At 68.0% G+C, this 26,840-nt stretch carries 18 protein-coding genes; 12 read left to right on the top strand and 6 right to left on the bottom strand.

Going from position 1 to position 26,840, the window contains the following annotated elements:
- From IT540_RS10550 to IT540_RS10495, 12 genes are all read left to right on the top strand, one after another.
- Positions 1-2,869, top strand: a 2,869-nt coding sequence (locus IT540_RS10550) for an error-prone DNA polymerase (protein WP_291176961.1), incomplete at its 5' end; no start/stop codon positions are given.
- Positions 2,870-2,980: 111 nt separating this feature from the next.
- Complete coding sequence (locus IT540_RS10545; protein ID WP_291176959.1) at positions 2,981-5,395, top strand: TonB-dependent receptor; 2,415 nt, start codon at positions 2,981-2,983, stop codon at positions 5,393-5,395.
- 77 nt (positions 5,396-5,472) lie between these two features.
- Entirely contained in the window at positions 5,473-5,679 is a 207-nt protein-coding gene (locus tag IT540_RS10540) for a TOBE domain-containing protein (protein ID WP_291176957.1), read from the top strand.
- Position 5,680: 1 nt separating this feature from the next.
- Positions 5,681-6,202 carry a hypothetical protein gene (locus IT540_RS10535; RefSeq protein ID WP_291176954.1) on the top strand — a complete coding sequence of 174 codons (522 nt, stop codon included), beginning with the start codon at positions 5,681-5,683 and terminating at the stop codon, positions 6,200-6,202.
- Between the two features lie 430 nt (positions 6,203-6,632).
- Positions 6,633-7,745 (top strand): efflux RND transporter periplasmic adaptor subunit, encoded by a 1,113-nt coding sequence (locus tag IT540_RS10530; RefSeq protein WP_291176951.1) that lies wholly within the window; start codon positions 6,633-6,635, stop codon positions 7,743-7,745.
- 10 nt (positions 7,746-7,755) lie between these two features.
- A complete protein-coding gene (locus tag IT540_RS10525; protein WP_291176947.1) occupies positions 7,756-10,842 on the top strand; it encodes an efflux RND transporter permease subunit in 3,087 nt (1,028 codons plus the stop codon).
- Positions 10,843-10,968: 126 nt separating this feature from the next.
- Positions 10,969-11,646, top strand: a complete 678-nt coding sequence (locus tag IT540_RS10520; protein ID WP_291176944.1) for a response regulator transcription factor — start codon at positions 10,969-10,971, stop codon at positions 11,644-11,646.
- Complete coding sequence (locus tag IT540_RS10515) at positions 11,643-13,028, top strand: HAMP domain-containing sensor histidine kinase (protein WP_291176942.1); 1,386 nt, start codon at positions 11,643-11,645, stop codon at positions 13,026-13,028. Before IT540_RS10520 ends, IT540_RS10515 begins: the two co-directional genes overlap by 4 nt.
- Positions 13,029-13,160: 132 nt before the next feature.
- Complete coding sequence (locus tag IT540_RS10510; protein WP_291176939.1) at positions 13,161-13,424, top strand: DUF1344 domain-containing protein; 264 nt, start codon at positions 13,161-13,163, stop codon at positions 13,422-13,424.
- Between the two features lie 109 nt (positions 13,425-13,533).
- A complete protein-coding gene (locus tag IT540_RS10505; RefSeq protein WP_291176936.1) occupies positions 13,534-13,758 on the top strand; it encodes a hypothetical protein in 225 nt (74 codons plus the stop codon).
- 230 nt (positions 13,759-13,988) lie between these two features.
- On the top strand, positions 13,989-17,159 hold the full coding sequence (locus tag IT540_RS10500; protein WP_291176933.1) for an efflux RND transporter permease subunit: 3,171 nt from the start codon (positions 13,989-13,991) through the stop codon (positions 17,157-17,159).
- Positions 17,160-17,172: 13 nt separating this feature from the next.
- Positions 17,173-18,348, top strand: a complete 1,176-nt coding sequence (locus IT540_RS10495; RefSeq protein WP_291176930.1) for an efflux RND transporter periplasmic adaptor subunit — start codon at positions 17,173-17,175, stop codon at positions 18,346-18,348.
- Positions 18,349-18,575: 227 nt separating this feature from the next.
- On the opposite strand, the gene IT540_RS10490 is transcribed toward IT540_RS10495, so the two are convergent.
- From IT540_RS10490 to IT540_RS10465, 6 genes are all read right to left on the bottom strand, one after another.
- Positions 18,576-19,661 (bottom strand): lipocalin-like domain-containing protein, encoded by a 1,086-nt coding sequence (locus IT540_RS10490; RefSeq protein ID WP_291176927.1) that lies wholly within the window; start codon positions 19,659-19,661, stop codon positions 18,576-18,578.
- Entirely contained in the window at positions 19,651-22,119 is a 2,469-nt protein-coding gene (locus tag IT540_RS10485) for an FtsX-like permease family protein (protein WP_291176924.1), read from the bottom strand. Before IT540_RS10485 ends, IT540_RS10490 begins: the two co-directional genes overlap by 11 nt.
- Positions 22,116-22,829 carry an ABC transporter ATP-binding protein gene (locus tag IT540_RS10480; RefSeq protein WP_291176920.1) on the bottom strand — a complete coding sequence of 238 codons (714 nt, stop codon included), beginning with the start codon at positions 22,827-22,829 and terminating at the stop codon, positions 22,116-22,118. Before IT540_RS10480 ends, IT540_RS10485 begins: the two co-directional genes overlap by 4 nt.
- Before the next feature lies 1 nt (position 22,830).
- Positions 22,831-23,448: a nucleotidyltransferase family protein gene (locus IT540_RS10475; protein ID WP_291176916.1), complete on the bottom strand. Its 618-nt coding sequence runs from the start codon at positions 23,446-23,448 to the stop codon at positions 22,831-22,833.
- A gap of 123 nt (positions 23,449-23,571) precedes the next feature.
- On the bottom strand, positions 23,572-24,612 hold the full coding sequence (locus IT540_RS10470) for an XdhC family protein (RefSeq protein ID WP_291176913.1): 1,041 nt from the start codon (positions 24,610-24,612) through the stop codon (positions 23,572-23,574).
- A 4-nt stretch (positions 24,613-24,616) separates the two neighbouring features.
- Positions 24,617-26,833, bottom strand: coding sequence for a xanthine dehydrogenase family protein molybdopterin-binding subunit (locus IT540_RS10465; protein WP_291176963.1), 2,217 nt, complete (start codon positions 26,831-26,833; stop codon positions 24,617-24,619).
- Between the last annotated feature and the right edge of the window lie 7 nt (positions 26,834-26,840).

The raw sequence follows: 26,840 nt of genomic DNA, 5'->3' as shown, positions 1-26,840 counted from the left end.
GCCGCCCGAAGATCTCACACCAGCTTTCGCTGAACGCCTCGAAAATCTCGCCCACACCGCGCCGGGACGCAGCTACCTCGCCGCCGTCCACAGCTATCGGGGCGACGAGCCGCGCCGCCTCCGCCAGCTCGACGCGCTCGGCAGGCGCAGCGGCACACCCCTCATCGCCACGAACGACGTGCACTACCACACGCCCGCACGCCGCGCGCTCGCCGACGTCGTCACCTGCATACGCGAGAAGTGCACGATCCACGAGGCGGGCTTCCGCCTCGCCGCCAACGCCGAGCGCCACTTGAAGCCGCCCGCCGAGATGGCCCGCCTGTTCGCGGCCTTCCCCGACACGATCAAACGCACCATCGAGATCGTCGACGCCTGCCGCTTCTCGCTCGCCGACCTCAGGAACGAATACCCCGACGAGCCCGTGCCGCCGGGCAAGACGGCACAGGGGCATCTCGAGGATCTGACCTGGGCCGGCGCCCGCGACCGCTATCCCGACGGCGTTCCCGACGAAGTCCGCAACCGCCTCATCGAGGAGTTGGGGATCATCGAGAAGCTTGATTACGCACGCTACTTCCTGACCGTCCACGACGTGGTGCAGTTCGCCCGCGAGGAAAAAATCCTCTGCCAGGGCCGCGGCTCAGCGGCCAACAGCGCCGTCTGCTTCTGCCTCCGCATCACGGAAGTGAACCCGAGCACCAGCAAGCTCCTCTTCGCCCGCTTCATCTCGCTCGAGCGCGGCGAGCCCCCCGACATCGACGTCGATTTCGAGCACGAGCGGCGCGAGGAGGTGATCCAGCATATCTACAAGCGCTACGGCCGCGAGTACGCCGCCATCTGCGCCACCGTCATCCACTACCGCTCGCGCCGCGCCATCCGCGAGGTGGGGAAGGCCATGGGGCTGACGCCCGACGTCACCGCCGCGCTCGCCAAGACGGTGTGGGGCAGCCACGCCGACGGCCTCCCCGACAAGCACATCCGGGAGGCGGGCTTCGATCCCGCCAATCCGGAGATCCGCCAGGCCGTGCTGCTCGCGCGCGAGCTGATGGGCTTCCCACGCCACCTCTCCCAGCACGTCGGCGGCTTCGTTCTGACCCGCCGGCGCCTCGACGAGACCGTGCCGATCGCCAAAGCCGCCATGGACGAGCGCACCTTCATCGAATGGGACAAGGACGACATCGACACGCTCGGGCTGATGAAGGTCGACGTGCTGGGGCTCGGCATGCTGAGCATGCTCAGGCGCGGCTTCGACCTCCTCAGCACCTACTACAAGCGTCCTCTCGCGCTGGCCACCATCCCGCAGGACGGCACCCCCGACGCCGAGCAGGTCTACGCCATGCTCTCGAAGGCGGACTCCATCGGCGTCTTCCAGGTCGAGAGCCGCGCGCAGATGTCCATGCTGCCGCGGCTCCGGCCAAAGGAGTTCTACGATCTCGTCATCGAGGTGGCGATCGTGCGTCCCGGCCCGATCCAGGGCAACATGGTGCATCCCTATCTCAAACGACGCGAAGGGCGCGAACCGGAGCACTATCCCTCGCCCGCGCCGCCTCACGATCCGAATGAGCTGAGAGAGGTCCTGAGCCGCACCAAAGGCGTGCCCCTGTTCCAGGAGCAGGCCATGCAGATCGCCATCACCGCGGCCGAGTTCACGCCCGACGAGGCCGACGGATTGCGGCGCGCCATGGCCACCTTCCGCCACAACGGCAACGTCCACCTCTACCGCGAGCAGTTCGTCTCCCGCATGACCCGGCGCGGCTACGACCCCGAGTTCGTCGAGCGCTGCTTTGGCCAGATCGAGGGCTTCGGCGAGTACGGCTTCCCGGAGAGCCACGCCGCGAGCTTCGCCCTCCTCGTCTACGCTTCCGCCTGGATGAAGTGCCACTACCCGGACGTCTTCTGCGCCGCCATCCTGAACAGCCAGCCCATGGGCTTCTACCAGCCGGCGCAGCTCGTGCGCGACGCGCGCGATCACGACGTCGAGGTGCGCGCACCCGACGTCAACTTCAGCCATTGGGACTGCACGCTGGAGCCGGCGGAGCAAGGCCCGCACCGCTTCGCCGTGCGCCTTGGGCTGCGCCAGATCGACGGCATGAGCGAGGACGAGGTGAAGACGCTCGTCGCCGCGCGCGGCAACGGCTACGGCAGCATCGAGCGCCTCGCCGCGGTTGGCGTCTCGCGCAGCGCAATAGAGCGCATGGCCGCCGCCGACGCCTTCCGCTCCATGGGCCTCGATCGGCGCGCAGCGCTCTGGTCCGCGCGCCGGCTCGCGGCCATCGGCATCCACCGCAACGGAAAGGCGGGGGGCGACGGCCGCGCGACACTGCCGCTCTTCGATCCGCACGCGGGTGACGAGCTGTTCACGGAGCCGGTCGTTGCCCTGCCGCCGATGCCGCTGCCCGAGCACGTGGCGGAGGACTACACGACGACGGGCCTGTCGCTGAAGGCGCACCCGGTATCGTTCTTCCGCGCGCGCCTCGACGCACGCGGCGTGACGCCGAACAAGCGGCTGCACAATAAGGAGCGAACAAGGGACGGCCAGAAGATCAGCGTTTCCGGCCTCGTTCTCATCCGCCAGATGCCCGGCGACAAGAAGGTCGTCTTCCTGACCATCGAGGACGAGACGGGTATCGCCAACATCATCGTCTGGCCGAAGGTGTTCGCCGCCAACCGCCGCACCATCATGTCGGCGCGCTTCCTGCTCGTGCAAGGCCGCCTGCAGCGCGCCTGCGACGTGGTCCACGTGCTCGCCGAACGCTTTGTCGACCTGAGCGGCGCGCTCGCGCTTCTGCACGACGCGGACGGGCTCGGCAGCGAGGTGATCACCGCAGCACGCGCGACATCGCTTCCCATCAAGAGCCGCGACTTCCACTGAAGCACAGACCAAAGTGGTGCATTTTTGCACTTGTCCCACGTCGTATTCATATGAATATAGCACACTGGGGAATACGGGCTCATGAGCCCGCAGCAGTGTTGGGGGAGTAGAATGTCCAAGTGCGTGTTCGCCGCCGTCACGGCGGTCGGTCTTTGCGTCGCAACATCGTCAGCGCTCGCACAGGACCCCAGCGCCGCCACGCCAGGCGGCGACATCACCGCCGACGAGGCAACCCCCCGTCCTCCCGTTGTCGTGCAGGCCCCAAGCGAGCCTCCGCGCCGCAAGGGCAAGCGGCAGATCACGCCCGCGAGCACGGGAGCGCCCGCGGCACCCGGCGGCTCCGATCTCGCCGGCACGGTCGTAGTGGAAGGTCCAGCCGTCGCGCCGTTCACCCTCGGCCAGCTCGACCTCATCGGCGGCGCGACGATCACCAACGAGGCCATGTGGACCTATAACAAGCAGTCGCTCGACAAGGCCCTCGACATCCTGCCCGGCGTGTCCATCCAGCAGAGCGGCAACAGCCGCAACGAGAGGGACATCCAGGTGCGCGGCTTCGACCGCTTCCGCGTGCCGCTCTACATGGACGGCGTGCGTGTCTATCTTCCGGCCGACAACCGCCTCGACTTTGGCCGCTTCCTCACCCCCGATCTCGCCGAGGTTCAGGTGCAGAAGGGTTACGTCTCGGTTCTGAACGGTCCTGGCGGCATGGGCGGCGCCATCAACCTCGTCTCTCGCAAGCCGACCAAGGAGATCGAGCTCGAGGGCCGCGCCGGACTCGTCATGAACGGCGACCTCGACGATATGAACCAGTGGAGCAGCTACGCCTACGCCGGCACGCGGCAGAAGGGCTACTACGCCCAGGTCAGCGGCACCATCATCGATCAGGACCATTTCAGCCTGTCGGACGACTTCCGGCCGGCAAGCCCATCCACGACGCCCGGCTACCTGCCGGGTTATCCGTATGAGGACGGCGGCGACCGCTACCGCTCGTACTTCGAGGACTGGCGCATCAACGCCAAGGTCGGCATCACGCCGAATGCCACCGACGAGTACAGCATCAACTACACGACCCAGGCCAACGAGAGAGGCTCTCCGCCCCATGTGAACCGTCAGGCCGTCCAGGGCTATTTCTTCGGCGCCACAGAGCGGCACTGGACCTGGGACGACTGGTCCACTTCGCAGCTTTCATGGCTGTCGAAGACACAGCTCGGCGATGCCTCCTACATCAAGACCAATCTCTCCTACAGCACGTTCGGCAGCGACCTGCAGTTCCATAACGACGGCAGCTATACGACGCGCTTCCTCGACAGCATCTACGACGATTACAACTACGGCGGATTCGTCGAACTGGGCACCGAGCTCATTCCCATGAACACCCTCAAAGGTGCCATCCACTATCGCCGGGACACTCACAAGGAATGGGATCTGGACTACGACGCCACGCCGCTCAGCGGCCCCTTTACAGGAAGGTCTCCTACGGAGACCAGCAGGGAAGAGACGTGGTCGCTTGCCATCGAGAACACATTCCATGCGACGCCCTTCTTGGATTTTATTACCGGCATCAGCTACGACTGGAACGAGGTTCTGCAAGCCGAATTCACCAACAGCTCGGCACCCACGGTCGTCCTATCTCAACCTGAGACGCCCAGCGTCGACGCCTGGAACTGGCAAGGCGCCGCCGTCCTGAGCTACAGCCGGACAGGCACGGCCCACGCAAGCGTGTCCTCCCGTACCCGCTTCCCGACCTTGTTCGAGCGCTACAGCACTCGCTTCGGCACCCGTGCAGTCGATCCGAACCTCGACCCGGAGCGCGCCACCAACTACGAGCTGGGTGTGAGCGACACATTCGGCGACGTGAAGTTCTCGGGCGCCGTCTTCTACTCCGACATTAAGGACAGCATCCAGAATGTGTTCTACGCGGCCAACGGCAACAACTCCATCATCGGCATCAACGCCGACGCTGAGACCTACGGTCTCGAGCTGTCGGCCGATTGGAATGTGACGCGCACGCTGCGCATCGGCGGCAACTACACCTACATCGAGCGCGATGTCGACTATGCTTCGGCATCGTTCACCCCCTTCGGCAACGCCAATCAACAGGCTGCCCAGCTCGGCTCGGTGGCCGTCTACAAGCCCGAGGGCACGCCGGCCCACAAGGCGTTCCTCTACCTCTCCTGGCAAGCGCTGCCCTATTTGACCTTGACGCCGAGCCTTGAGCTGTCCAGCGACCGCACCGTCCTGATCACCGATTGCCGGACGACGCTGACCAACAATGGCAATATGAGCGCGCTCCAGAACACCGGAGGATGCCCGGGAGCAAGCGCGAGGTCACCGGCAGCAGCCCGGCCGAACTTTACCGACATCGGCGCCTACGCTCTCGTGAACTTCAACGCCGAGTATGCCTTCAACGACAACGCAACGCTTTCGCTTGGCGCCACCAACCTCTTCGACGAGGACTATAGCTTGGCCGACGGCTTCCCCGAGCCCGGCCGCCAGTTCTTCGCGAACGCGCGCGTGAGGTTCTAGGCCCCGGCCTTCAAATCTCTTGTCTGGCCCTATATAAGGATGAACCCAACGGGCCAGACAGAAGAAGGAAAGCGGCCATGAGGATCAGCGCCCGCAATGTGCTGACAGGCAAGATCGTCGACGTGAAGAAGGGCGCCACCACGGCGCATGTCAGGATCGACCTCGGCGGCAGCGTCGTCACGGCCTCGATCACCAACGAGGCCGTGGACGAGCTGAAGCTTGCGCCCGGCATGACGGCCTCCGCCGTCATCAAGGCCTCCGATGTCATGGTCGCGGTGGAGTGAGATGCGAAGGCTTCTGATCGCGCTCGCCATTCTCGGCGCCCTGCACGCCACGCCCACGCGCGCGGCGGGCGGAAAAGGCTGCGACGGCTTCCTCTGGCCGCTCGCGACCGAGCTCTCCTGGATGAAGGCCGCCGACAGCGCTGAGGTCGCTTCCGGCGCCACGCTCAAGGCTCCCCCGAGCGACAAGGCCATCGAGCTCAAGCTCGTGCCCGCCGCCGAGGCGACGCTGCCCGCGACGCCGACCAGCACGCCGAAGCCGGAGGACGCCAGCGCCTTCGGTGGCGTCGTGAACGTGGAGGCATTGGAGGCGGGACACTATCAGGTCACGCTGTCCGGCGACGGCTGGATCGACGTCGTGCAGAACGACACCGCCCTCGAGGCCACCGGCCACACGGGGTCGAAGGACTGCGACGGCATCCGCAAGAGCGTGCGCTTCGAGATCGGCCCGGGGCCGTTCGCGCTGCAGGTCAGCGGCGCCCGCAAGGAGCATATCCGCATCGCAATCCGTCCGGCGGCGGATTGAATATCCGCGCCTCCGCTGTTTTGGCGAGATGGGAAATAAACGGAAAAGCCGCGTCGCGAGCCGTGGAAAACGCGGCAAAGTTGCCACACCGTGAGAATACTCGGTACGCTTGCGCAGGGCTGAAAATCCCTCGACAAACGTAGCGCTTGACCGGCCGCGGCCCGCAGCCGAAGACAACCCACAAAAGAAAAAAATAATCCGATTGCGAATGTCGGATGGGAGGAACCCCGCGCGTCCTGGATGCGACAAGGCCATGGCCGTTCCGCAACCGCTGGTTCGGAGCGGAGCACATGGATCTCGTCGAAGTCATGGCGAAGACCGATCCGAAGGCCAGCCGCGAACGTAGAGGCGGTGATCCCGGCGAGACGTCTTCCGCACGTTGATACCCGTCGCATCGATTGCTTTCGCACGCGCATCGCCCGAGGAAAAAATGCTGAGGCGCCTCTTAGCCTGGTTGGTCGTGATCCTCGCCATTGCCGGCATCGCCGGCGGGCTCGGGGTCTACAAGTATAACGAGATCCAGCTCGCCACGGCCGCCTCCCAGGCCACGCCGGAGCCTGTCGAGGCCGTACATTCGGTGCGCGCCCGCGAGGGCGAGTGGTCGGCGACGACGCGCGCCATCGGCACCGTGGTGGCCCTGCGCCAGGTCGACATCCGGAACGAGATCGCGGGCGTCATCGCCGAGATCGGATTCAAGTCCGGCGAGGTGGTCGAGGCCGGCGCGCTGCTCGTGCAGCTCGACGTACGCCAGGAGCAGGCAGCGCTTGCCGCTGCGGAGGCCGACACGCGTCTCGCCAAGCTGACGCTCGATCGCCGCGAAAGCTTGCGCGCGAGCGCCGCCTTCAATCAGCAGGAGTTCGACCGCGCGCGCGAGGAGCATGCTTCCGCAAGCGCCCGCGCGCAGAACCTCGCCGTCATCGTCGACAAGAAGCGCCTCGTGGCTCCTTTCCGCGCCCGCGTCGGCATCACCGACTGGCAGCCCGGCGCCTACCTCGACGCCGGCACGCTGATCGTCACGCTGCAGGGCGTCGCGCCCGACGCCTACGTCGACTTCTCGCTGCCGCAGGATGACGCCGCCGCCATCCGCGCCGGAACCCGCGTCACGCTGAGCGGCCCTGCCATCCCCGGCGGCACGGCCTTGGCCGACATCGTCGCCGAGGACAACAGCGCCGACGGATCCAACCGCGCCATACGCTTCCGCGCCGTCGCCAAAGGCTTCGGCGAGACGCTGCGCCCTGGCACCTTCGTGGACGTGACCGTCACCACCTCGGAACCGCAGCCCACAGTGCTCGTGCCGCTCGCCTCCGTGCGCCGCTCGCCCGCGGGCCAGCACGTCTTCGTTCTGGTCGAGGAGCAGGGAAAGCTGCGCGCACGCATGCGTCAGGTAACCACCGGAGCCGTCCAGGGTGACGACATCGCGGTGCTGAAAGGGCTGGCCACCGGCGAGCTGATCGCGACCTCGGGCTCCTTCAAGCTGCGCGAGGGCCTGCTCGTGGACACCGGCGCCGTGGCCCAGCCCGCGGCCGAGGTCGGCGTCAACTGAGGGCCACCCCATGCGCATGATCGAGATGTTCGTCCGCCGGCCGGTGATCGCCATCGTCGTCAACCTGGCGCTGGTGCTGATCGGCTTGCGCGCGGCCACGCAGCTTCCGATCCAGCAATATCCGCGCATCGAAAGCTCGTCGATCGTCATCACCACGGTCTACGTGGGCGCATCCGCCGAGAGCATCCGCGGCTTCGTCACCACGCCGGTTGAGCGCGCCGTCTCCTCCATCACCGGCATCGACTACGTGGAATCGTCGAGCGTGGCCGGCGTGAGCACGGTCACCGCGCGCCTGAAGCTCAACCACCCGAGCACGGTGGCGCTGGCCGAGGTCGGCAACCGCCTGGACCAGATCAGGAGCGAGCTGCCCCAGGAGATCGAGAGCCCCGTCGTCGAGGTGCAGCGCGCCGACCGCCCTTACGCGACCTTCTACGTCAGCGTCACCTCGGAGAGCATGACGCCGCCCGAGATCACCGACTATCTCTCGCGCCACGTCCAGCCGCGCCTCTCGACCCTTCCCAACGTGCAGCGCGTCGGCCTCGAGGGTGCGCGCCCCCAGGCCATGCGCATCTGGCTCGACGCGGACCGCCTGGCCGCCTTCGGTCTCGGCGCGAGCGATGTCGAGGCGGCGCTCACGCGCAACAACTTCCTCGCCGCAGTGGGCCGCACCAAGGGCAGCCAGGTGCAAGTCGACCTGCTCGCCAACACGGACCTGAGGAGCGTCGACGAGTTCGAGCGCCTGATCGTGCGCGAGGATGCAAACCGCATCGTGCGCATCTCCGACCTCGGCCGCGTCGAGCTCGGCTCCGAGGAGGAGACCGCCAACGTCCGGCACGACGGCAAGGACGCGGTCTACCTCTCGGTCTGGCCACTGCCGGGCACCAACGAGATCGCTGTCGCCTATGCGCTGCGCGCCATGCTCGACGACATCCGCAAGGACCTGCCGCCCAAGACCGACATCGGCCTCGCCTACGACGGTACCGTCTACATGGAGAACTCGCTGAAGGAGATCGCCAAGACCTTCAGCGAGACGGTGCTGATCGTCGGCCTCATCGTGTTCCTGTTCCTCGGCTCATGGCGCAGCGCGCTGGTGCCGCTCGTCACCATTCCGATCTCGCTGATCGGCGCCACGGCCGCCATGCTGGCCATGGGGTTCTCGCTCAACTTGTTGACGCTGCTCGCCATCGTGCTGTCGGTCGGCATCGTCGTCGACGACGCCATTGTCGTGGTCGAGAACGTGACGCGCCACATGCAGGCCGGCAAGAGCCGGCTCGAGGCGGCGCTCGTAAGCTCCCGCCAGCTCTTCACGCCCATCATCGCCATGACCATCACGCTGGCCGTGGTCTATGCGCCGATCGGGTTCCTCGACGGGCTCACCGGCGTCCTGTTCAAGGAATTCGCCTTCACGCTTGCCATCGCCGTCATCGTGTCGGGCTTCGTCGCCATCACGCTCTCGCCCGTCATGAGCGCCTACTCGGCGTCCGAGGGAGGACACGAGGGTCGCTACGCCCGCTTCGTCAACCATTCGCTCGAGCGGCTGTCGTCCGCCTACGGGCGCTGCCTTGACGGCATCCTGCATCTGCGCGCGCAGGTGCTGGCCTTCGGCGCCTTTATCTGCGTGCTGGCCGTGCCGCTCTACATGTTCTCCTCCCAGGAGCTGGCGCCGATCGAGGACGAAGGCTTCATCCTGCTGATCATCAACTCCGCGCCCGACGCCTCGCTCGCCTATACGGCCGGCCACATGGACAAGCTGCATACCATCGGCAAGGCACTGCCCGAGTACGAGGCCATGTTCGAGATCGTGTTCCCATCGACCGGCTTCGGCGGCTATCTCCTCAAGAACTGGCACGACCGCACGCGCACCGCCCACGAGGTGCAGCCCGACGTGTTCGGCTCCGTCTCCAAGATCAAGGAGCTGCAGGTGTTTCCTGTGCTGCCCCCGGCACTGCCGGGCGCGGGCAACTACGACGTCGAGCTGGTGCTGAAGGGACCCGGCACGCCGGAGCAGATGGCCGACTACGGCGGCAAGCTGGTCAACGCGGCATTGATGAGCGGGCAGTTCATGTTCGCCGACACCGACCTCAAGATCGACCTGCCGCAGGTAATGGTGACCGTGCATCGCGAGCGCGTCGCCGATCTCGGCCTCGACCTCGCCGACGTCGGCCGCCAGCTCGGCATCCTCATCTCGGGCAACTACGTCAACCGCTTCACGCGCGAGGGCCGCGCCTACAAGGTCATCCCCCAGGTCGACCTCGACGCCCGCGCCGTGGCCTCACGCCTGCTCGACTACAAGGTGCGCACGCGTGAGGGCAAGCAGATCCCGGTCTCCGCCATCGCCACGCTCGACACCAATACCGCCCCGCGCACGCTCGCCCGCTTCCAGCAGGCCGACAGCTTCCGCGTCTACGGGGGCGTGGTGCCGGGCGTCACCAAGGCCGCCGCGCTCGACACGCTCGAGAGCGCGGCGCGCAGCATCCTGCCCGCCGAATACACGATCGACTACGCGGGAGAGTCACGGCAGATCCGCCAGGAAGGCGCAACGCTGGCCGGGACGCTCGGCTTCGCCATTCTGCTCATCTATCTCGTGCTCGTCGCGCAGTTCGGCAGCTTCCGCGACCCGCTGGTGGTGCTGCTCGGCTCCGTGCCCCTGGCGCTGACGGCGGCCCTCGTGTTCACGTTCCTAGGCTTCACGACCATCAACATCTACAGCCAGATCGGCCTCATCACGCTGGTCGGTCTCATCGCCAAGAACGGCATCCTGATCGTCTCCTTCGCCAACAACCTGCAGCAGCAGGGCCTCGACAAGCTGGCCTCCATCCGCGAGAGCGCGCGCACGCGCCTGCGGCCGATCCTGATGACCACCGCGGCCACCGTGTTCGGCCACCTGCCGCTGGTGTTCGTGACCGGCGCCGGCGCCGAAGCGCGCAACAGCATCGGCATCATGCTGGTGACCGGCATGGCCATCGGCACGCTGTTCACGCTCTTCCTCCTGCCGGTCATCTATCTCGTGATCGCCGCCGAGCACCGGCCGGACGAGCTCCACACCGAGGTGGACGCATTGCCACCCGCGGCACCGGCACGCGAAGCCCTGGCCTGACCTCACATCCCGCGGGCCCGCCTTACCAATCCGTAAGGTCCCGGTAAGCGCGCGAACAGGTCATAGGCGTAAAGTCGCCATCGCGAGATACTTACGCATAAACACCTCCGTACGAGGGCGGCAACTATGCGCGTTCTGCTCATCGAGGACGATCCCGACACCTCCGGCTATGTGGTCAAGGGCCTTGAGGAGGAGGGCCACACCGTCGACCATCTTTGCGACGGCCGCGATGGCTTGGCGCGGGCCATGGCTGAGGACTACGACGTCCTCATCGTGGACCGCATGCTGCCCGGCCAGGAGGGCCTGTCCATCGTCAAGGCCCTGCGCAAGGCCGGCTGCAAGGTCCCGATCCTCTTTCTCACCGCCCTCGGTGGCGTCGACGACCGCGTGGACGGGCTCGACGCCGGCGGCGACGACTACCTCGTCAAGCCCTTCTCCTTCTCCGAGCTGCTGGCGCGCCTCAATGCGCTCGCCCGCCGCCCGCATCTCAAGGGAGAGGAAACGCGCCTCAAGGTCAGCGACCTCGCGCTCGACCTCATTTCGCGCAAGGTCACCCGCGCCGGCACCGAGATCGACCTGCAGCCGCGCGAGTTCCGCCTGCTGGAAGTGCTGATGCGCAACAAGGGCCGCGTGGTCACGCGCACCATGCTGCTGGAGCGCGTGTGGAGCTTCCACTTCGATCCCAAGACCAGCGTCGTCGAGACGCACATCTCGCGCCTGCGCACCAAGATCGACAAGCCGTTCACCACCGAGCTGATCCACACCATACGCGGCGCCGGCTACAGCCTGCACGAAGGGCCATGACCGGGGCTCCGCCCTTTCTGAAGCGCACCCCGGTGCGGCTCGCCGCGACCTTCACCGCCCTGTTCGCGATCACCGTCGTCGCCCTCTTCGCGGTGCTCTACTTCGGCATCACCACCCGCCTTACCGACCAGATCCGGCTGCGTACGCAGGAGACCATGGACGCGCTGCTGACCATCGACCGGCAGCAGGGCTTCGACGACCTTGTGGCTGTCGTGAAGGGCGAAGGCGGCTCCGTGCGCGATGCCGACTTCATCATCGAGCTGGTGGATGGAACAGGCCGCCACGTGGCCGGCAACGTCAGCGGCATCAGGGAAACCGACGCGTGGCTCTCGCTCGAGCGGTCGAGCATCGAAGCGGACCGGGAGAACGGCGAGCCCGACGATCGCTTCCTCGCCGTCTGGCAGCCTGTCTCGAAGGGACGCCTGCTCGTCGGCAGCTCCAACCGCGAGCTCCGGCGCACGCAGGCGTTCCTGCTCGAGGTCCTGGGCATCGGCCTTGCCGCCACCTCGCTCATCGGCGCACTCTGCGGCGCTTTCCTCGCCGCGCGCACTCACCACCGCATCGACGCCTTCGCCAACACGCTGTCCGCCGTGTCCGAGGGCCGCATCGCGGCACGCGTGCCCATGTCCGGCTCCGGCGACGACATCGATCACGTCGGCGCGCAGGTCAACCGCACCCTCGACCACCTGCAGAAGCTGATCGAGAGCGTGAACCAGTCCTCCTCCGACATCGCCCACGACATGAAGAAGCCAGTGGGCCGCCTGCGCCAGCGCCTCGACATCGCGCGCCGCAGCGCCCGAACGACCGCGGATTTCCGGGCCGCAGTCGAGGACGCGCTCGAAGATCTCGACTCCATGATGGAGACCTTCGATGCGCTGTTGCGCATCACGCAGATCGAGGCCGGCGCGCGTCGCGCGCGCTTCGCCAACGTCGACCTTGGCGCCGTGCTCGACGACGTGGCCGACGTCTACGCGGCCGTTGCCGAGGATGCGGGGCACCGCCTCGAATGGGCCGACGCACGCTGGAAGCCCGCCGTCGTCAAGGGGGACCGCGAGCTACTGATCCAGCTCTTCGCCAACCTGATCGAGAACGCGATCCGCCATTGCCCGCCGGGGACGCGCATCGCGCTTGCGCTCCATGACGAGCCGCAGGGCTTCCGCGCCGAGCTGATGGACGATGGGCCGGGCATCCCCCAGGACGAGCGCGAGAAGGTGTTCCGACGCCTCTACCGGCTGGAGCGCGCCCGCTCGACGCCCGGCAGCGGACTGGGCCTCACCCTCGCCGCCGCCATCGCCGAGCTGCACGACGCGCATATCGCGCTCGAGGACCACGCGCCCGGCCTGCGCGTCGCCGTGCGCTTTCCGGGTGCCGCGGCCGCCTGAAGAAAAAACGCGACCTTACGAATCCGTATGCCGGCGGCCAAGGAGCCGCAAGCTCGGGGGCCCATAACAACAGCGTGGCCCGCCGCAGAGACGGCTCCCACGACGGACAAGACAAGCAACAAGGAGATATCGATGTCCAGGAAAGCAGTCGCCCCTCTGGCTCTCGCCGCGCTCGCCGCCCTCTCGACGGTCGCCCTCGCAGCGGCCCAGACCAAGACCGGCGACGTCAAGTCGACCGACGCCGCCAAGCACGAGCTGACGCTCGTCGGCGGTGACACCTTCGAGATCGGCAGCGGCGTGAAGCTCGACAAGATCAAGGCCGGCGACAAGGTCGCCATCACCTACGAGACTAAGGCAGGCAAGATGGTGGCCTCGAAGATCCGCCACGCGAAGTAGCCCCAACCCGGCCGCCCGTGCCGATCCGGACGGGTCGGCCGCGGCGGCATACGCGAGGATGTGACGTGTCATGCGAGTGACAAAGAGAGTAGCAGGAGTTGCATTGGCCATGACCGCTGCCGGGGCGGCATCGGCCGCGAGCCCCACCCATGAGGTGACGGGACGCATCGAGCATCTCAATCCGAAAGGACAAAACCTGACGGTGCGTAACCACGTCTACCGCTACGATCCGCGCCTCATGGGTGTGGGCCTGCGCCGCGGCGAGCACGTCCGCATCCTCTATCGCGAGCAGCACGGACACCGCTACGCGATCCAGATTCTGCCTAACATTTGACCGGCCGCCCACCCCCCGATCCATCCCCAACGGCCGGGAGCGGAGCCGCAGCCCACGGCGGCTCCGCTTAAACGATTTGTAATCTGCCCGCGACGCCAAAGTTACCCCCGCGTGCGCGGAGATGCGCTATAACCTCTTGAATTTGTCGAGAGTTCATCAGCGGGCAGCCAATCGTTCCCCCGCCGCTCTCAAGCGCAGCTCCACCGATCTTCGCGTGCGAGGGACCGGGCATGTGGATCGTCAGATACGCCATCGCGCACCGTCACACGGTCGGTGTTCTGGCCATCCTTCTGTTCCTCTTCGGCGGGCTCTCCGCGCAACGGATGTCGATGGACATCCTGCCGACCGTCAATATCCCCTCCATCAACATCATCTGGACCTACCAGGGACTCAACGCCCAGGAAATGGCGACCAAGCTCACGTCGTTCAGCGAGCTCGCCATCATGAACAACGTCGACAACATCCGCGAGCTACGCTCGGAGACGCTGAACGGCGTCGCCATCGTCCGCGTCGATTTCCAGCCCGGCACCAACGTCACCAACGCCTTCACGCAGGTGACGTCCGTGAGTCAGACCATCCTCAGGCGCATGCCGCCGGGCACCATGCCGCCGCTGATCGTGCCCTACATCCCGTCCTCGGTGCCGGTGCTGCAGCTCGTGCTCGCTTCCGACACACTGAGCGATGGAGCACTGTTCGACTACGCGCGCCTGCAGCTCCGCGCCCAGATCCAGTCCATCCCCGGCATCCGCCTGTCGCTGCCCTACGGCGGCGCCGCGCGCCAGGTGATGATCGACTTGAACCCCGAGGCGCTACAGGCCCACGGCCTATCGCCGAGCGACATCGCCCGTGCCGTCTCCGCGCAGAACCTCACGCTGCCGTCCGGCACGCTGCGCACGGGCACGCGCGAGATCCTGATCACGACCAACGCCAGCCCGGAGACGGTCGCCACCTTCGCCGACCTGCCGCTGCGCTCCGTCGAGGGCCGCACCATCAAGATCTCGGACGTGGCAAGCGTCCGCGACGGCCAGGCCGTGCAGACCAACATCGCCCGCCTCGACGGACAGAACGCGGTGCTGGTCTCGATCCTGAAGCTCGGCAACGCCTCGACCGTGGACATCGTGCGCGAGGTCAAGCGCCGCTTGCCGGACCTGCGCGCGGCGGCGCCCGAGGGCGTCACCATCGAGCCGATCTTCGACCAGTCGATTTTCGTCGAGCACGCGGTGGACAGCGTCCTCAAGGAAGGCCTCATCGTCGGCCTGCTGGTTGCGTTCGTCGTTCTGGTCTTCATCGGGAGCTGGCGCTCGTCGCTGATCGTGCTGACCTCGATCCCGCTGGCGCTGCTCGCGTCCGTCTCGGGCCTGATGCTCACTGGCCAGACCTTCAACCTGATGACCCTCGGCGGCCTGATGCTCGCCATCGGCATTCTCGTCGATAACGCGCTGGTCGAGATCGAGAACATCAACCGCAACCTCGAGAAGGGCCTCGGCCTCAGGGAGGCCGTGCTGAAGAGCGCGAGCGAGGTGGCCTTCCCCGAGTTCGTGTCCACGCTCGCCATCTGCATCGTCTTCTCGCCGCTGTTCCTCCTCACCGGCACCGCCGCGTTCGTCTTCACGCCATTGGCACTTGCGGTCGTGTTCGCGATGGCGGCGTCCTACGTGCTATCGCGCACGCTGGTGCCCTCGCTCGCCACCATGCTGCTTCACACGCACACGTCCCACGACGAATCCACCGGCGGCTTCGAGGGCGGCATCAAGCGCGCCTCGGCGGCCGCCGCGGCCTTCGTCGGCTTCCTTTCCCGCAACAAGGTCCTGCCGCTCGCCGCCCTCGCGGCCATCGTGGCCGGCGGTGCCTGGACGGCGACGCGCCTCGGCAGCGAGTTCTTTCCCGAGACCGACGCCGGCATGATCCGCGTCTACGTCCGCAGCGCTCCGGGCCAGCGCGTCGAGGAGACCGCGCGCACCTTCGCCGACGTCCAGCGCGCCATCCGCGAGGTAGTGCCGGCGAGCGACGTCGGCTTCATTGCCGAGAACATCGGCGCGCCCGAGCCGATCAACCTGGCGTGGATCGAGAGTGGCGTGATCGGCTCCTTCGACGGCGAGGTCCTGATCCAGCTTGCCGAGGAACACGCGCCGACCGCCGGCTATGTCTCCGCCATCCGGCGCATGCTGCGCGAGCGCTTCCCGGAGCTGACCTTCTACTTCCGACCCGCCGACGCGACGGCACAGACGCTGGCCGGCTCCGCCCAGACCGCCATCGAGGTGCGCGTCATCGGACGCGACGGCCTGGGCAACGGCGAAGCGGCGCGCGCGCTGCAGGAGCGCATGCGCGAGATCCCGGGCGCCGTCGACGTCACCGTGCGCCAGGTACGCAACCTGCCGAGCTATTACATCGAGATCGACCGCACGCGCGCGTCCCAGATCGGCGTGACGCCGCAGGACGCCGCCAACGCCATCCTGGGTGCGCTCGGCACCGGCGGCACCGTGTCGCCGACCTTCTGGAGCGATCCCGTGGTCGGCAGCGCCTACACGGTGCAGATCGTGGCGCCCCCTTCGAACCTCGTCGAGATCGAGCAGCTCCTGAACACGCCCGTACGCGCCTCCGAGGGCGGACGCGCGGTGGCGCTGCGCACCATTGCCAGTGTTCAGCTCCGCCACGTGCCGGCCAACATCGACCGCACGACGCTGATGCCGACCGTCACCGTGCTCGCCAACGTCGAGGGCCGGGACCTCGGCGGCGTCTACTCCGAGGTTGCCGCCGCCATCACCGATGTCGAGAAGCGCCTGAAGCCGGGCAACCGCATCGAGGTGGCGGGCCGCGCCCGCTCCATGACGCAGGCCTATGGCGAGATGGCGAGCGGCATCGTGCTCGCGGCCGTGCTCGTCTACCTAGTGATGGTGGTGAACTTCCAGTCCTGGCTCTTGCCCTTCATCGCCATGAGCGGGCTGCCCGTCGCCATCACCGGCGCCCTCATCGCGCTCTTCGTGACCGCAACGCCGCTCTCGGTGCCAGCCCTGACCGGCCTCATCATGGTCATCGGCGTCTCGACCGCGAACTCCGTGCTGGTCACGAGCTTCGCCCGCGACCGCCTCGCGGAAGGCGCCACCGCCCTCGAAGCCGCCGTGGACGCCGGCCGGACGCGACTGCGCCCGGTGCTGATGACGGCCACCGCCATGATCGTCGGCATCCTGCCGATGGCGCTCGGCGCCGGCGAGGGCGGCGAGCAGAACGCGCCGCTCGGCCGCGCCGTGGTCGGCGGGCTCATGCTCGGCACCGTCGCCACGCTGACGCTCGTGCCGTTCCTGTTCGCGATGCTGGCGCGCCCGCGGCCGGGCGCGGCCGTCGAGGCCGAGCGCGCCGAAGTATCGCAATCCCCCAGTCACGGCCTTGCCACGAGCGGATGAGAGAACACGAGCCATGATCCTTTCGCGCATCCTCATCGCAGGCGTAACGGGACTGGCGGCCGCCGGCGCCGTCTACTTCGCGTGGACGCAGTCGATCACCTCGCCGGTCACCGCCGAGGCCACGCAGCGCGCCGCGCAGTCCAAGGAGGCCGCGCAGCCGAAAGCCGTCCGCGTCGTGCATCCCGAGCCGCTACGCGAGACGGGCACCATCACGCTGACTGGACGCACCGCTCCGGCCGAGCAAGCCATCGTCGCCTCGCGCGCGAGCGGCGTTGCCGCCAAGCGTCTCGTTGACATCGGCGACAAGGTGGCGGCGGGCGACGTGCTGCTCGTCATCGACGCGCCCGAGGTCGATCAGGAGCTGGCCCGCGCCAAGGCAAGCGTGCAGCAGACGCGCGCCCGCCTTGATCTCGCCCGCGTCAACGCCGGGCGCGCCGAGCAGCTCGTCAAGCAGGGCCACGTCTCCGAGCAGCAGCGCGACGAGCGCACCGCCAACGAGCGCGTCGCGGAGGCCGACCTCGCCGCCGCCGAGGCGGAGGTGCAGCGCCTGGCGGAGGTGCAGGGCTTCCTCACCGTGCGCGCGCCGTTCGCCGGCACGGTGGTGGCCCGCGCCGTAGAGCGCGGCGACCGCATCTCGGCAACCGACTCCCAGCCGAGCGCGCCCCTGTTCCGCATCGCGCGTCTCGACGAGCTGCGCGTCGAGCTCGACGTGCCGCAGACCGACACCCTCAAGGTGAGGCTCGGCAACGCGGCCAAGGTGTCGTTCGCCGAGCTGCCGGGCGAGGTGTTCGAGGCCAAGGTCGTGCGCCGCGCCGGCGTCATCGACCAGGCCTCCTCCACCATGCGCGCCGAGCTCATGATGACGAACCCGGAGGAGCGCATCCCCGCGGGCTTGACCGGCGTCGTGACGCTTGGCGTCGTGCGCGAGCGCGCGCCCGTCACCGTGCCGACCAACACGCTCGTCACCCGCGACGGCCGCCAGCAAGTGGCCGTGGTGGCGGGCGAGGACGAGGTCGCCTTCCGTGCGGTGATGGTGGGCCGCGACTTCGGCGAGCGGGTGGAGATCGTCGCGGGGCTTGCGCCCTCCGACCGCGTCATCCTCTCGCCCAACGCGCTTCTGCGCGAGGGCGACAAGGTCGCCGTGACCATGGCCACCGTCTCGAAAGCCACCGACCGCCAGACGCGCTAGCGTGCCTTCGGAGCCTCGCTCCAAGTTGCACTGTTCCACGAGGATCCTGCCGGCGTAGCGTTTGTGGAAGCTGGCGTGGGTCCCGGCCTTCGCCGGGATGACGTCGAGAAGAGGCTCGCGGCATCCTCCTAATATACGTCATCCCGGCGAAGGCCGGGACCCACGCAAATCTCCCCTTGCTCGACGTCGAAATGGCTACAGCGGAGCTGCACAGGTGAGGGGGCACCTCACTCGTACCCTGTCATCTCCAGATAGCCGACGCCCGCGTGCGAACCGCGGAAGCTGATCGGCCCTTCCCAATAGCGGAAGATGGTATCCATCCAGCTCTCGGCATTGAGCGGCGCCGTCTCGATCCTGAGCCCGCGGCTCTTGACCTCCACCGTCCAGTGGACCGGCAGCCGTCGTCCGGCCATGACGCGCGTCTCGCCCGGCGTGAGCTCGATGTCGTCGTTGGCGAGCACTGCAACGGCCCCATCCGCGCCGATCCAGCTTCCCGAGCGGAACGGCGCTTCCGCCGCGCCGCGGAGCTGGAACAGCATCAGCTTCTCGCCGCCGGGGAGATGCAGCGAGAACCAGTCCCAGCCCTTCTGGTCGGACGCGAGCGGCTGGCTGCTCCACTCGCGGTCCATCCACGCCTGCCCGGTGACATCGACGGTGCGCCCGTCGAGCGTCAGCGTGCCCGCCACGGTAAAGAACGGCTGGCTGTAATAGTAGGACGCCTGCCCGCGCTCCGACTTGCGGCTGAAGCCCCGATCGCCGTGCAGCACCAGCGCGCGATCGCTCCTGAGCTGCAGCGCGTAGCTGAAATCCTTGCCCTTGGCCGCAAGCGTGGTCGCGGCGAGGCCGGCCGCTCCGTCGATCCTCGCGAACGACCAGTCATCGATCCACGCCTGGAATGGCTCCGCCGTCACGCCGGCTTGGCCGATGCCGCCGCGCGCCAGTGTCTCGGCGAAGCGATGCGCGCCCGCGGTCGTGACCGCGGCATGCCCCAGCCACACCTGCTGGCTGGCCCAGCCCTCGCGTTGCGGCCCCGGTGTATTCGCCTGCCGGAACAGCGTCCACTGCACGCCGTACGGCGTGCCCGCCGCATCCTTGAGGTTCGCCGTCACATACCACCACTCGATGCGGTAGTCGGGATGCGCGCCGAGGTCTTCCGGAAACGTGATCGCCTTTCCCGGCACGACCTCGGCAAAGCCGGCCGCATCCTCGCCGAGCCCCGCAAACCCCTGCGCCGCTACGTGCCCGCACCACACACCGAGTACAAGTATCGCGAAAACAACAACGACACGGCTAAAACGCGTCCTAGCGCTCATTGGCGAACACCCTGAGCAGATCCTGCGGCGCCGTACGTCCAAGCCGTGCCACCGGAATGACCGCGGCGAGCAGCGCCGTCACCAGCGCCAGCGCCAGGATCACCACCCACTGCAGCGGAAAGACATGGAACGGCAACCGCCAGCCGAACGCCTGCACGTTGACGATGGCGACCAGACACCACGCGAGCACCAGCCCGAGCGGCACGGCAAGCACCGCCGTGATCGCGGCCAGTACGAGCAGCTTACCGATCTCGAGGTCGGCGAGCCTGCGCCGAGGCACGCCGAGCGCCCACACCGGCGCGAGCTGCGCGAGCCGAAGCCCGGTCAGCGCCAGCAGGCTCGCAAACAGCGCGATGCCCGACACGACGAGCGTCAGCGTGTTGAGCGCGCCCGTCACCGCGAACGTCTTCTCGAAGATGCGCGTCGAGGCCGCCTTGAGCGACGCCTGATCGACGACACGCGCCAGCGACGCGCCAAACTGCGCCTGCATCGTACCGATGAGCGCTTCCGCCTGCTCCGGCGCAGTGCGCAGGCTGTAGCTCGTGCGCCGTGCGTCCGGCCAGTGCCGCACCAGATGATCGACGTTGACGCGCACCTGTCCTTTCGGGTTGCCATAGTCCGGATAGAGCCCGACCACCGGAGCCTCCCAAACCGCATCCCCCGTCGGAATGGCAAGCGTGCTGCCGAGCCCGAGCCCCATGCGCCGCGCGAGCTGCTCGCTGACGAGCACACCCTCTCCGTCGCGCACCTTGTCCCACGCCCCCGGCAGCTCGGAAAGCAGCGAGAAATGCACACGGTATGTCGCGTGATCGCGCGTGCCGTACACGTCCACCGGCCATCCCTTGATGCGCGTCTCGGCCCGCCACACGGGCAGCACCGCACTCACCTGCGGCTGCCTCGCCAGCCACGCCGCGATGCGCGCGCCGTCGGCCGCGCTCGCCGCATCGAAATAGATCTCCGCGTTGAGCCGCTCGTCGAGCCAGCCTGTGAACGTCTTGCGGAACCCTTCCACCATCGTGCCGACACCGACGTTCGCCGAGAGCGCGAGCAGGAGCGCCATCAGCGCCAGCGAGAGCCCCGAGAGCTGCTGGCGCGTGTCGGCCCAGAACCACTGCGCGAGCGCCTGTTTCGCCGTGCCCTCGCCGGCGCTGAGCAGGCCAGAAAGCGCAAGTGGCAAGAGTAGCGCCGCCCCGAGCAGCACGCCGGCGATGACGACGAACCCCGCGATCAACCCGTGCCCGGCGACATAGGCAAGCAGCGCCACCACGAGGCAGAACACGGCGAACGCGCCCTGGCGCCGCAACTGCACCTGCTGCGCCTCGCGCCATGCGAGCGGCTTCGCCACCGACAGCACCGGCAACCGCGCCACCTTGGCGAGGCTCAGCGCGGAAGCGGCGAGCGCACCCGCAAGCGCCATGCCGAGCCCGGACGCCCACCAGCGCGGCGCGATCGCGAGCTGACCACTCACATGCGCGCCATAGAGCCCATCGAGGCTCGCCGCCACGTCGGGCAGAAGCGCGGCCGCAATGAAATATCCGCACACCATGCCCACCGCACCGGCCAATAGCGCCGCCAGCACCATCTCCGCGACCAGCGCAGCCATCAGGAGACGCAGCGGCACACCAACCGCGCGCATGGTGCGCAGCGTGCCGAGTCGCTGCTCGAACGCGAGCCCGATGGAGGCGTGCACGATGAACAGCCCGACGATGAACGCCAGCAACCCGAACGCTGTGAGATTGAGATGGAAACTGTCGGTGAGCCGCGCGAGGTCGCCGCCTTCAGCCGCCGCCTCAAGCCGCAGGGCGTCTCCGGCAACGGCCGCGAGCGCGGCCGCGTCAGGCTGCGCGGCGTCGCCATCGACGATGAGGCGCGAGAGCTGTCCCGGCCGTCCGAGGATGTCCTGCGCGGCGCCAATATCGACCACGAGCAGCCCCGGTGCGACCGTACCGTCACGAACCAGCGGCGGCAGCGCCTTGCCCTTGTCCGTGGACGGCGTCGCGCCCTCCGCCACGCCGAGCTCGCCCAGCGTCTCGGGCGCGGCGAGCGTCTGCCCCGGGGCGCGCAGGAACGCTTCGAGCTCGCCGCCGGTCGCAAGGCCGCTGACCGGCGAGCCGCGCGGCACCGTCAGCGGCTCGACGCCGATCAGCCGATAGGACGCGGCGCCGATGCGCACGCTTCCTTCCAACACAGGCGACACCTTCCACCCCGCGCGCCGCAGCGCGACGTAGGCGTCCTGTGCGACGAAGGCGCCCCGCGCGCTGACGATGCTCGCCAAACCCGCCTCGCCGAATACCGCTGCGGCCCGGTCGTAGCTGGCGCGCGCTTGCTGATTCAGCGCCTGCACGCCGCTCCACAGCGCCGTCGCGATGGCGAGCCCGACCATGAGCGTGGCGAGGTTCAACGGATGCCGGCGCCAGTGGCTGAGCAGCGTGGCGAAGATCCAGTATGCTTGCCTCACGGCGTCACCAGCACGCCGGACGCGAGCATCACCTGCCGGTCGAGCCGGGCAGCGAGCCGCGTGCTGTGCGTCACCATCAGAAACCCGCATCCCGTACGCCGGATGAGATCGAGCGCCAGGCCCAGCACCTCGTCGCCCGTCGCCGCGTCGAGGTTGCCGGTCGGCTCGTCCGCGAGCAAGAGGCGCGGCTTGACCGCGAGCGCCCGCCCGATGGCGACGCGCTGCTGCTGCCCGCCCGAAAGCTGCTCGGGATAGCGCCCCGCGAGCGCGGCAAGCCCTAGCCGGCGCATCAGCTCGTCCTGCCACGCCGCATCGAAGCGCCCCGCGATCCGCGCCTGGAATGCGAGGTTGTCCGCCACCGTCAGGCTCGGCACGAGATTGAACTGCTGAAACACGATGCCGATCTTTTCGCGCCTCAGCGCCGCGCGCTCGGCATCAGGCATCCCCGTGACGCGCACGCCGTCGAGCACAATCTCGCCAGCATCCGCGTCGTCGAGCCCGCCGATCAGGTGCAGCAGCGTGCTTTTGCCGCTGCCGGATTCGCCGAGTAGCGCCAGGCTCTCACCGGCAGCGAGCGTGAGATCGACGCCCTTGAGCACCGCAAGCGCCCCCTGCGGAGTTGCATAGGACTTCCGCACGCCGGAGACGCGGAGCAGCGGCGCCGCGTCCGCCGCGCGGTCGCTCCGTTCCGTCCGGTCGATGACAGTCACATCAGGCTCCCGTGATGAGGCGCGCGTAGTCGTCCGGCGTATCAATATCCGCGAACAGGGACTCGTCGTCGAACGCCACATCAACGCGCTCATCGCCCAATGTGTCCAGCAGGGATTTGCCGCCCTTGGCGCCGGTGAACGCCGCCAGCCTTGGGAACAGCCGGCGCGGCCACAGCACGGGGTTGCGCTGCTCGCCCTCGGCCGTCACCGGCACGACCACGCGCGCACCGGACGCGGCGGCGAACGCCGCGCCGAGCCCCAAGAACACGTCGGCCGTCAGATTGGGCAGATCGCCCGGAACGATGAAGGCGGCCTGCGGCGCCTCGGACAGCGCACGCACACCGGCCGCGATCGACCCCCCGATGCCCTCGTCCCAAGCGGCGTTCTGCGCGAACCGCACCGGCAACCCCGCGAGCGCCGCCACATAGGCGTCATGCTCCGCACCCGTCACCACAACGAGCTCGCCCACGCCACCGGCCAGGATCTCGCGTGCCACTCTGGCGACGATCGGCGCGCCGTCGACCTCGGCGAGCAGCTTGTTCGCCGCTCCGAAGCGCCGCGACGCCCCGCCCGCGAGCAGCACCGCCGCCAGCGGAAGCTGTTTGGCGCCACCGGTCATCGAATGCAGTCCGTTCGTGATGGGTGCACCAAGCGCCCCCTCACCCGCGGCCCCCTGTGGGGAGAGGTCGGAAACGATCGCAAAATCGCTTCCGGATGAAAGGGCAAAAGCACCTTCATAGCGTTAAGCCCCGCGCCGTGCCTTGATGACCGCGCCGAGAATAGAGACCGCGATTTCGCCCGGCCCTTTGGCGCCGATGGGGAGCCCGACCGGCGCGTCGATGCGCGCGATCTCGGCTTCCGACAGCCCGGCCTTGGCAAGCCGCTCGACGCGCTTCTCGTGCGTGCGCCGCGAACCGAGCGCGCCGACATAGAAGCACGGCGAGCGCACCGCGAACGGCAGCGTCTCGTCGTCGAGCCGCGCATCGTGCGCGAGCGTGATCACCGCCGTTCGGTTGTCGAGGCCGAGCGCCGGCAGCGCTGCCTCCGGCCAATCCTGACGCAACGGCACGCCACCGAAACGCACCTCCGACGAGAACGCCGTGCGCGGATCGATCACCGTCGCCTGGAAGCCGACGCGCTGCGCGAGATCGGCAAGCACCTGCGCCACATGCCCCGCGCCGACCAGGATGACGCGCAGCGGCGGCGCCAGTGCATGGAGAAAGCACCGTCCTTCATCGTCCTCGACCAGAACGCACTCGCCGTTCGTGAGCGCATCGGCCGTGTCCGCGGGAAAAGCGCCAGTGTCGCGATGCAGCGTACGCCGCCCGCTTGCGAGATCGGTATCGACCACCAACAGCGAGCGCAAGGCCCGTGCGGCAAGAACGGCATCGAGATAGGTTGCATCACCCGCGCCCGAAAGCCGCTCGACGAAAATCTCGATGCGCCCGCCGCACGGCAGCCCGACACGCCAGGCCGTCTCGTCGCCCACGCCGAATTCGAGCACCTTCGGCTGGCCGGAGGCCATCACCTCGCCCGCCGCCGTAATCACCGCCGCCTCGACGCATCCGCCGGAGACCGAACCCTCGAAGCGCTCATCCGGCCCGACCACGAGCTGCCCGCCGACCGGCACCGGCGAGGAGCCCCACGTCTTGATGACGGTCGCGAGCGAGATAGTGCCGTACTGATCGAGCCACTGCCGCGCGATCGCCGTCACGTCGCGCGACGGGCCGGAGTCGACGGAGGCGGACGCACCGCCCACGTCGATCGCTCCGGCCTCTGGCATCGCATCATCCAAGCTTCAGTCCATCCGCAAACGGCAGCACGCGTACGCGCTGCCCCGTGCCCACGGCGACGGCGTTGGCAACCGCCGGCCCTATCGGCGGCACGCCCGGCTCGCCGATGCCGGTCGGCGCCGCGTCGGACGGCACGAGATGCACCTCGACGTGCGGCATCTCGTTCATGCGCAGCACCTCGTAGCCGTCGAAGTTGCCCTGCTCCACGACGCCGTCCTTGAGCGTCACCTTGCTGTGCAGCACGGCGCCGAGGCCGAAGCCGACACCGCCCTCCACCTGCGCCTTGATGTTATCCGGGTTCACCGCCAGTCCGCAATCGACGGCGGCCACCACGCGATCGACTTTCGGCTTGCCGTCGACGAGGCGCACCTCCGCCACCTCCGCGACGAAGCTCTGGAAGCTCTCGTGCACGGCCACGCCGCGCAGCACGCCCTCGGGCGCCGGCGTGCCCCAACCGGCCTTCTCGGCGGCAAGCTTGAGCACGCCCACGTGCCGCGGATGCTTCTCGAGCAGAGCCAGGCGGAACACCACCGGGTCCTTGCCGGAAACGGCGGCGATCTCGTCGATCATCGTCTCCATGACGTAGGCGGTGTGCGTATGCCCGACCGAGCGCCACCAGAGCGGCCGCGGCCCGGCGCTGGTATTGTGCACCTCGACCTGCATGTTCGGAATCGCGTACGGCGTATCCGAGACGCCCTCGACGGAGGTCGCGTCGATGCCGTCCTTGATCAGCGCCGCCGCGAACGGCGTGCCGGTGATGATCGACTGCCCAACGATGCGGTGGTGCCAGCCGAGGATGGCACCATCCTTGTCGAGGCCGACGCGCACCTTGTGCACGTAGACCGGACGGTAGTAGCCGCCCTTGATGTCGTCCTCGCGCGTCCATACGAGCTTGATCGGCTCGCTGCGCCCGGTCGTCTTCACGATCTCCGCCGTCTCGGCGATGTAGTCGGAGTCGTAGACGCCACGCCGGCCGAACGAGCCGCCGGCCCACAGCGTGTTGATGATCACATCCTCCGGCTTGATCCCGAGGATCGCCGACACGACGCCCTGGTCCACGGTCTGGAGCTGCGAGCCGGTCCACAGCGTGGCCTTGCCGTCCTTGAACTGCGCGACACAGTTCATCGGCTCCATCGGTGCGTGCGCGAGATAGGGAAAGATGTAAGTCGCCTCGAGCACTTTGTCGGCCTTGGCGATGGCGCCTTCCGCATCGCCCTCATTGCGTGCGACGAGGCCCGGCTTGTCCGCCAACGCCTGGTAGTCGGCGATGAGCGTATCCGTGCCGCGCATCTCCGCCTTGCTGTCGTCCCAGGTGACGTTGAGCTGATCGCGCCCCTTGATCGCGGCATAGGTCGAGGTGGCGAGCACGGCCACGCCCCGCGACGTCTGCACCACGTCCACGACACCCTTGACCGCTCGCGCCGCCTTGTCGTCGACCGACTTCACCGTGCCACCGAAGCGCGGCGGACGCGCGAGCGTGGCAACGAGCATGCCCGGAATCTGGACGTCCTGCGTATAGATGCGCGCGCCCGTCGTCTTGGCAACGGAATCGACGCGCGGGAACGACTTGCCGATGTAGGTGAACTGATTCGGCGTCTTGAGCTTGGGCTCCGCCGGCACCGGCGCCGCAGATGCCTCCTTGGCCAGCTCACCGAGCGTCGCTTTGTGGTTGCCCGAGGTGACGACGCCCTTCTCGATCTTGACCGTATCGGCCGCGACGCCCCAGCGCTTGGCCGCCGCCCCCACGATCATGGCACGCGCCGCGGCGCCCGCCTTGCGGTACTGCTCGAACGAGTTGGCGATGGCGGTCGAGCCGCCCGTGCCCTGGATGCCGAAGGCGGTGTTCTTGTAGAGCTCGACGTTCGCCGGCGAGAACTCGGCCTTCACCTGCGCCCAATCGGCGTCGAGCTCGTCCGCCACCAGCGTTGCAAGCCCAGTGGCAACGCCCTGCCCCATGTCCTGATGCTTGACCAGCACAGTCACCACGTTGTCGGGCGTGATGTGAACGAACGGCGCGAAGATACCCTCGCCCTGCGCCGCCGCCGTTGCTGCATTTTCCGCACGTGCCGCGGCCGGCAGCCACCCGCCGATGACGAGCCCGGCCCCGGTGCCGAGCGCAAGCCGCACGAAGCCGCGCCGGTCGAGCGCCAATGCATCCGATCGGGGCGAGAACCGGGAACGGATGTGCGCGCGAAGCTGAGAAGGATCCACCTGTCCG

Source organism: Hyphomicrobium sp. (assembly GCF_020852195.1).
GTDB lineage: Bacteria > Pseudomonadota > Alphaproteobacteria > Rhizobiales > Hyphomicrobiaceae > Hyphomicrobium_C.
This window is presented reverse-complemented; position numbering and strand designations above follow the sequence as displayed.

What these genes read in the sequence shown, in the direction of transcription:
- IT540_RS10545 (WP_291176959.1), top strand. Translation starts at nt 2,981, where the DNA reads ATGTCCAAGTGCGTGTTCGCCGCCGTCACGGCGGTCGGTCTTTGCGTC.
- IT540_RS10540 (WP_291176957.1), top strand. Translation starts at nt 5,473, where the DNA reads ATGAGGATCAGCGCCCGCAATGTGCTGACAGGCAAGATCGTCGACGTG.
- IT540_RS10535 (WP_291176954.1), top strand. Translation starts at nt 5,681, where the DNA reads ATGCGAAGGCTTCTGATCGCGCTCGCCATTCTCGGCGCCCTGCACGCC.
- IT540_RS10530 (WP_291176951.1), top strand. Translation starts at nt 6,633, where the DNA reads ATGCTGAGGCGCCTCTTAGCCTGGTTGGTCGTGATCCTCGCCATTGCC.
- IT540_RS10525 (WP_291176947.1), top strand. Translation starts at nt 7,756, where the DNA reads ATGCGCATGATCGAGATGTTCGTCCGCCGGCCGGTGATCGCCATCGTC.
- IT540_RS10520 (WP_291176944.1), top strand. Translation starts at nt 10,969, where the DNA reads ATGCGCGTTCTGCTCATCGAGGACGATCCCGACACCTCCGGCTATGTG.
- IT540_RS10515 (WP_291176942.1), top strand. Translation starts at nt 11,643, where the DNA reads ATGACCGGGGCTCCGCCCTTTCTGAAGCGCACCCCGGTGCGGCTCGCC.
- IT540_RS10510 (WP_291176939.1), top strand. Translation starts at nt 13,161, where the DNA reads ATGTCCAGGAAAGCAGTCGCCCCTCTGGCTCTCGCCGCGCTCGCCGCC.
- IT540_RS10505 (WP_291176936.1), top strand. Translation starts at nt 13,534, where the DNA reads ATGACCGCTGCCGGGGCGGCATCGGCCGCGAGCCCCACCCATGAGGTG.
- IT540_RS10500 (WP_291176933.1), top strand. Translation starts at nt 13,989, where the DNA reads ATGTGGATCGTCAGATACGCCATCGCGCACCGTCACACGGTCGGTGTT.
- IT540_RS10495 (WP_291176930.1), top strand. Translation starts at nt 17,173, where the DNA reads ATGATCCTTTCGCGCATCCTCATCGCAGGCGTAACGGGACTGGCGGCC.
- IT540_RS10490 (WP_291176927.1), bottom strand. Translation starts at nt 19,661, where the DNA reads ATGAGCGCTAGGACGCGTTTTAGCCGTGTCGTTGTTGTTTTCGCGATA.
- IT540_RS10475 (WP_291176916.1), bottom strand. Translation starts at nt 23,448, where the DNA reads ATGACCGGTGGCGCCAAACAGCTTCCGCTGGCGGCGGTGCTGCTCGCG.
- IT540_RS10470 (WP_291176913.1), bottom strand. Translation starts at nt 24,612, where the DNA reads ATGCCAGAGGCCGGAGCGATCGACGTGGGCGGTGCGTCCGCCTCCGTC.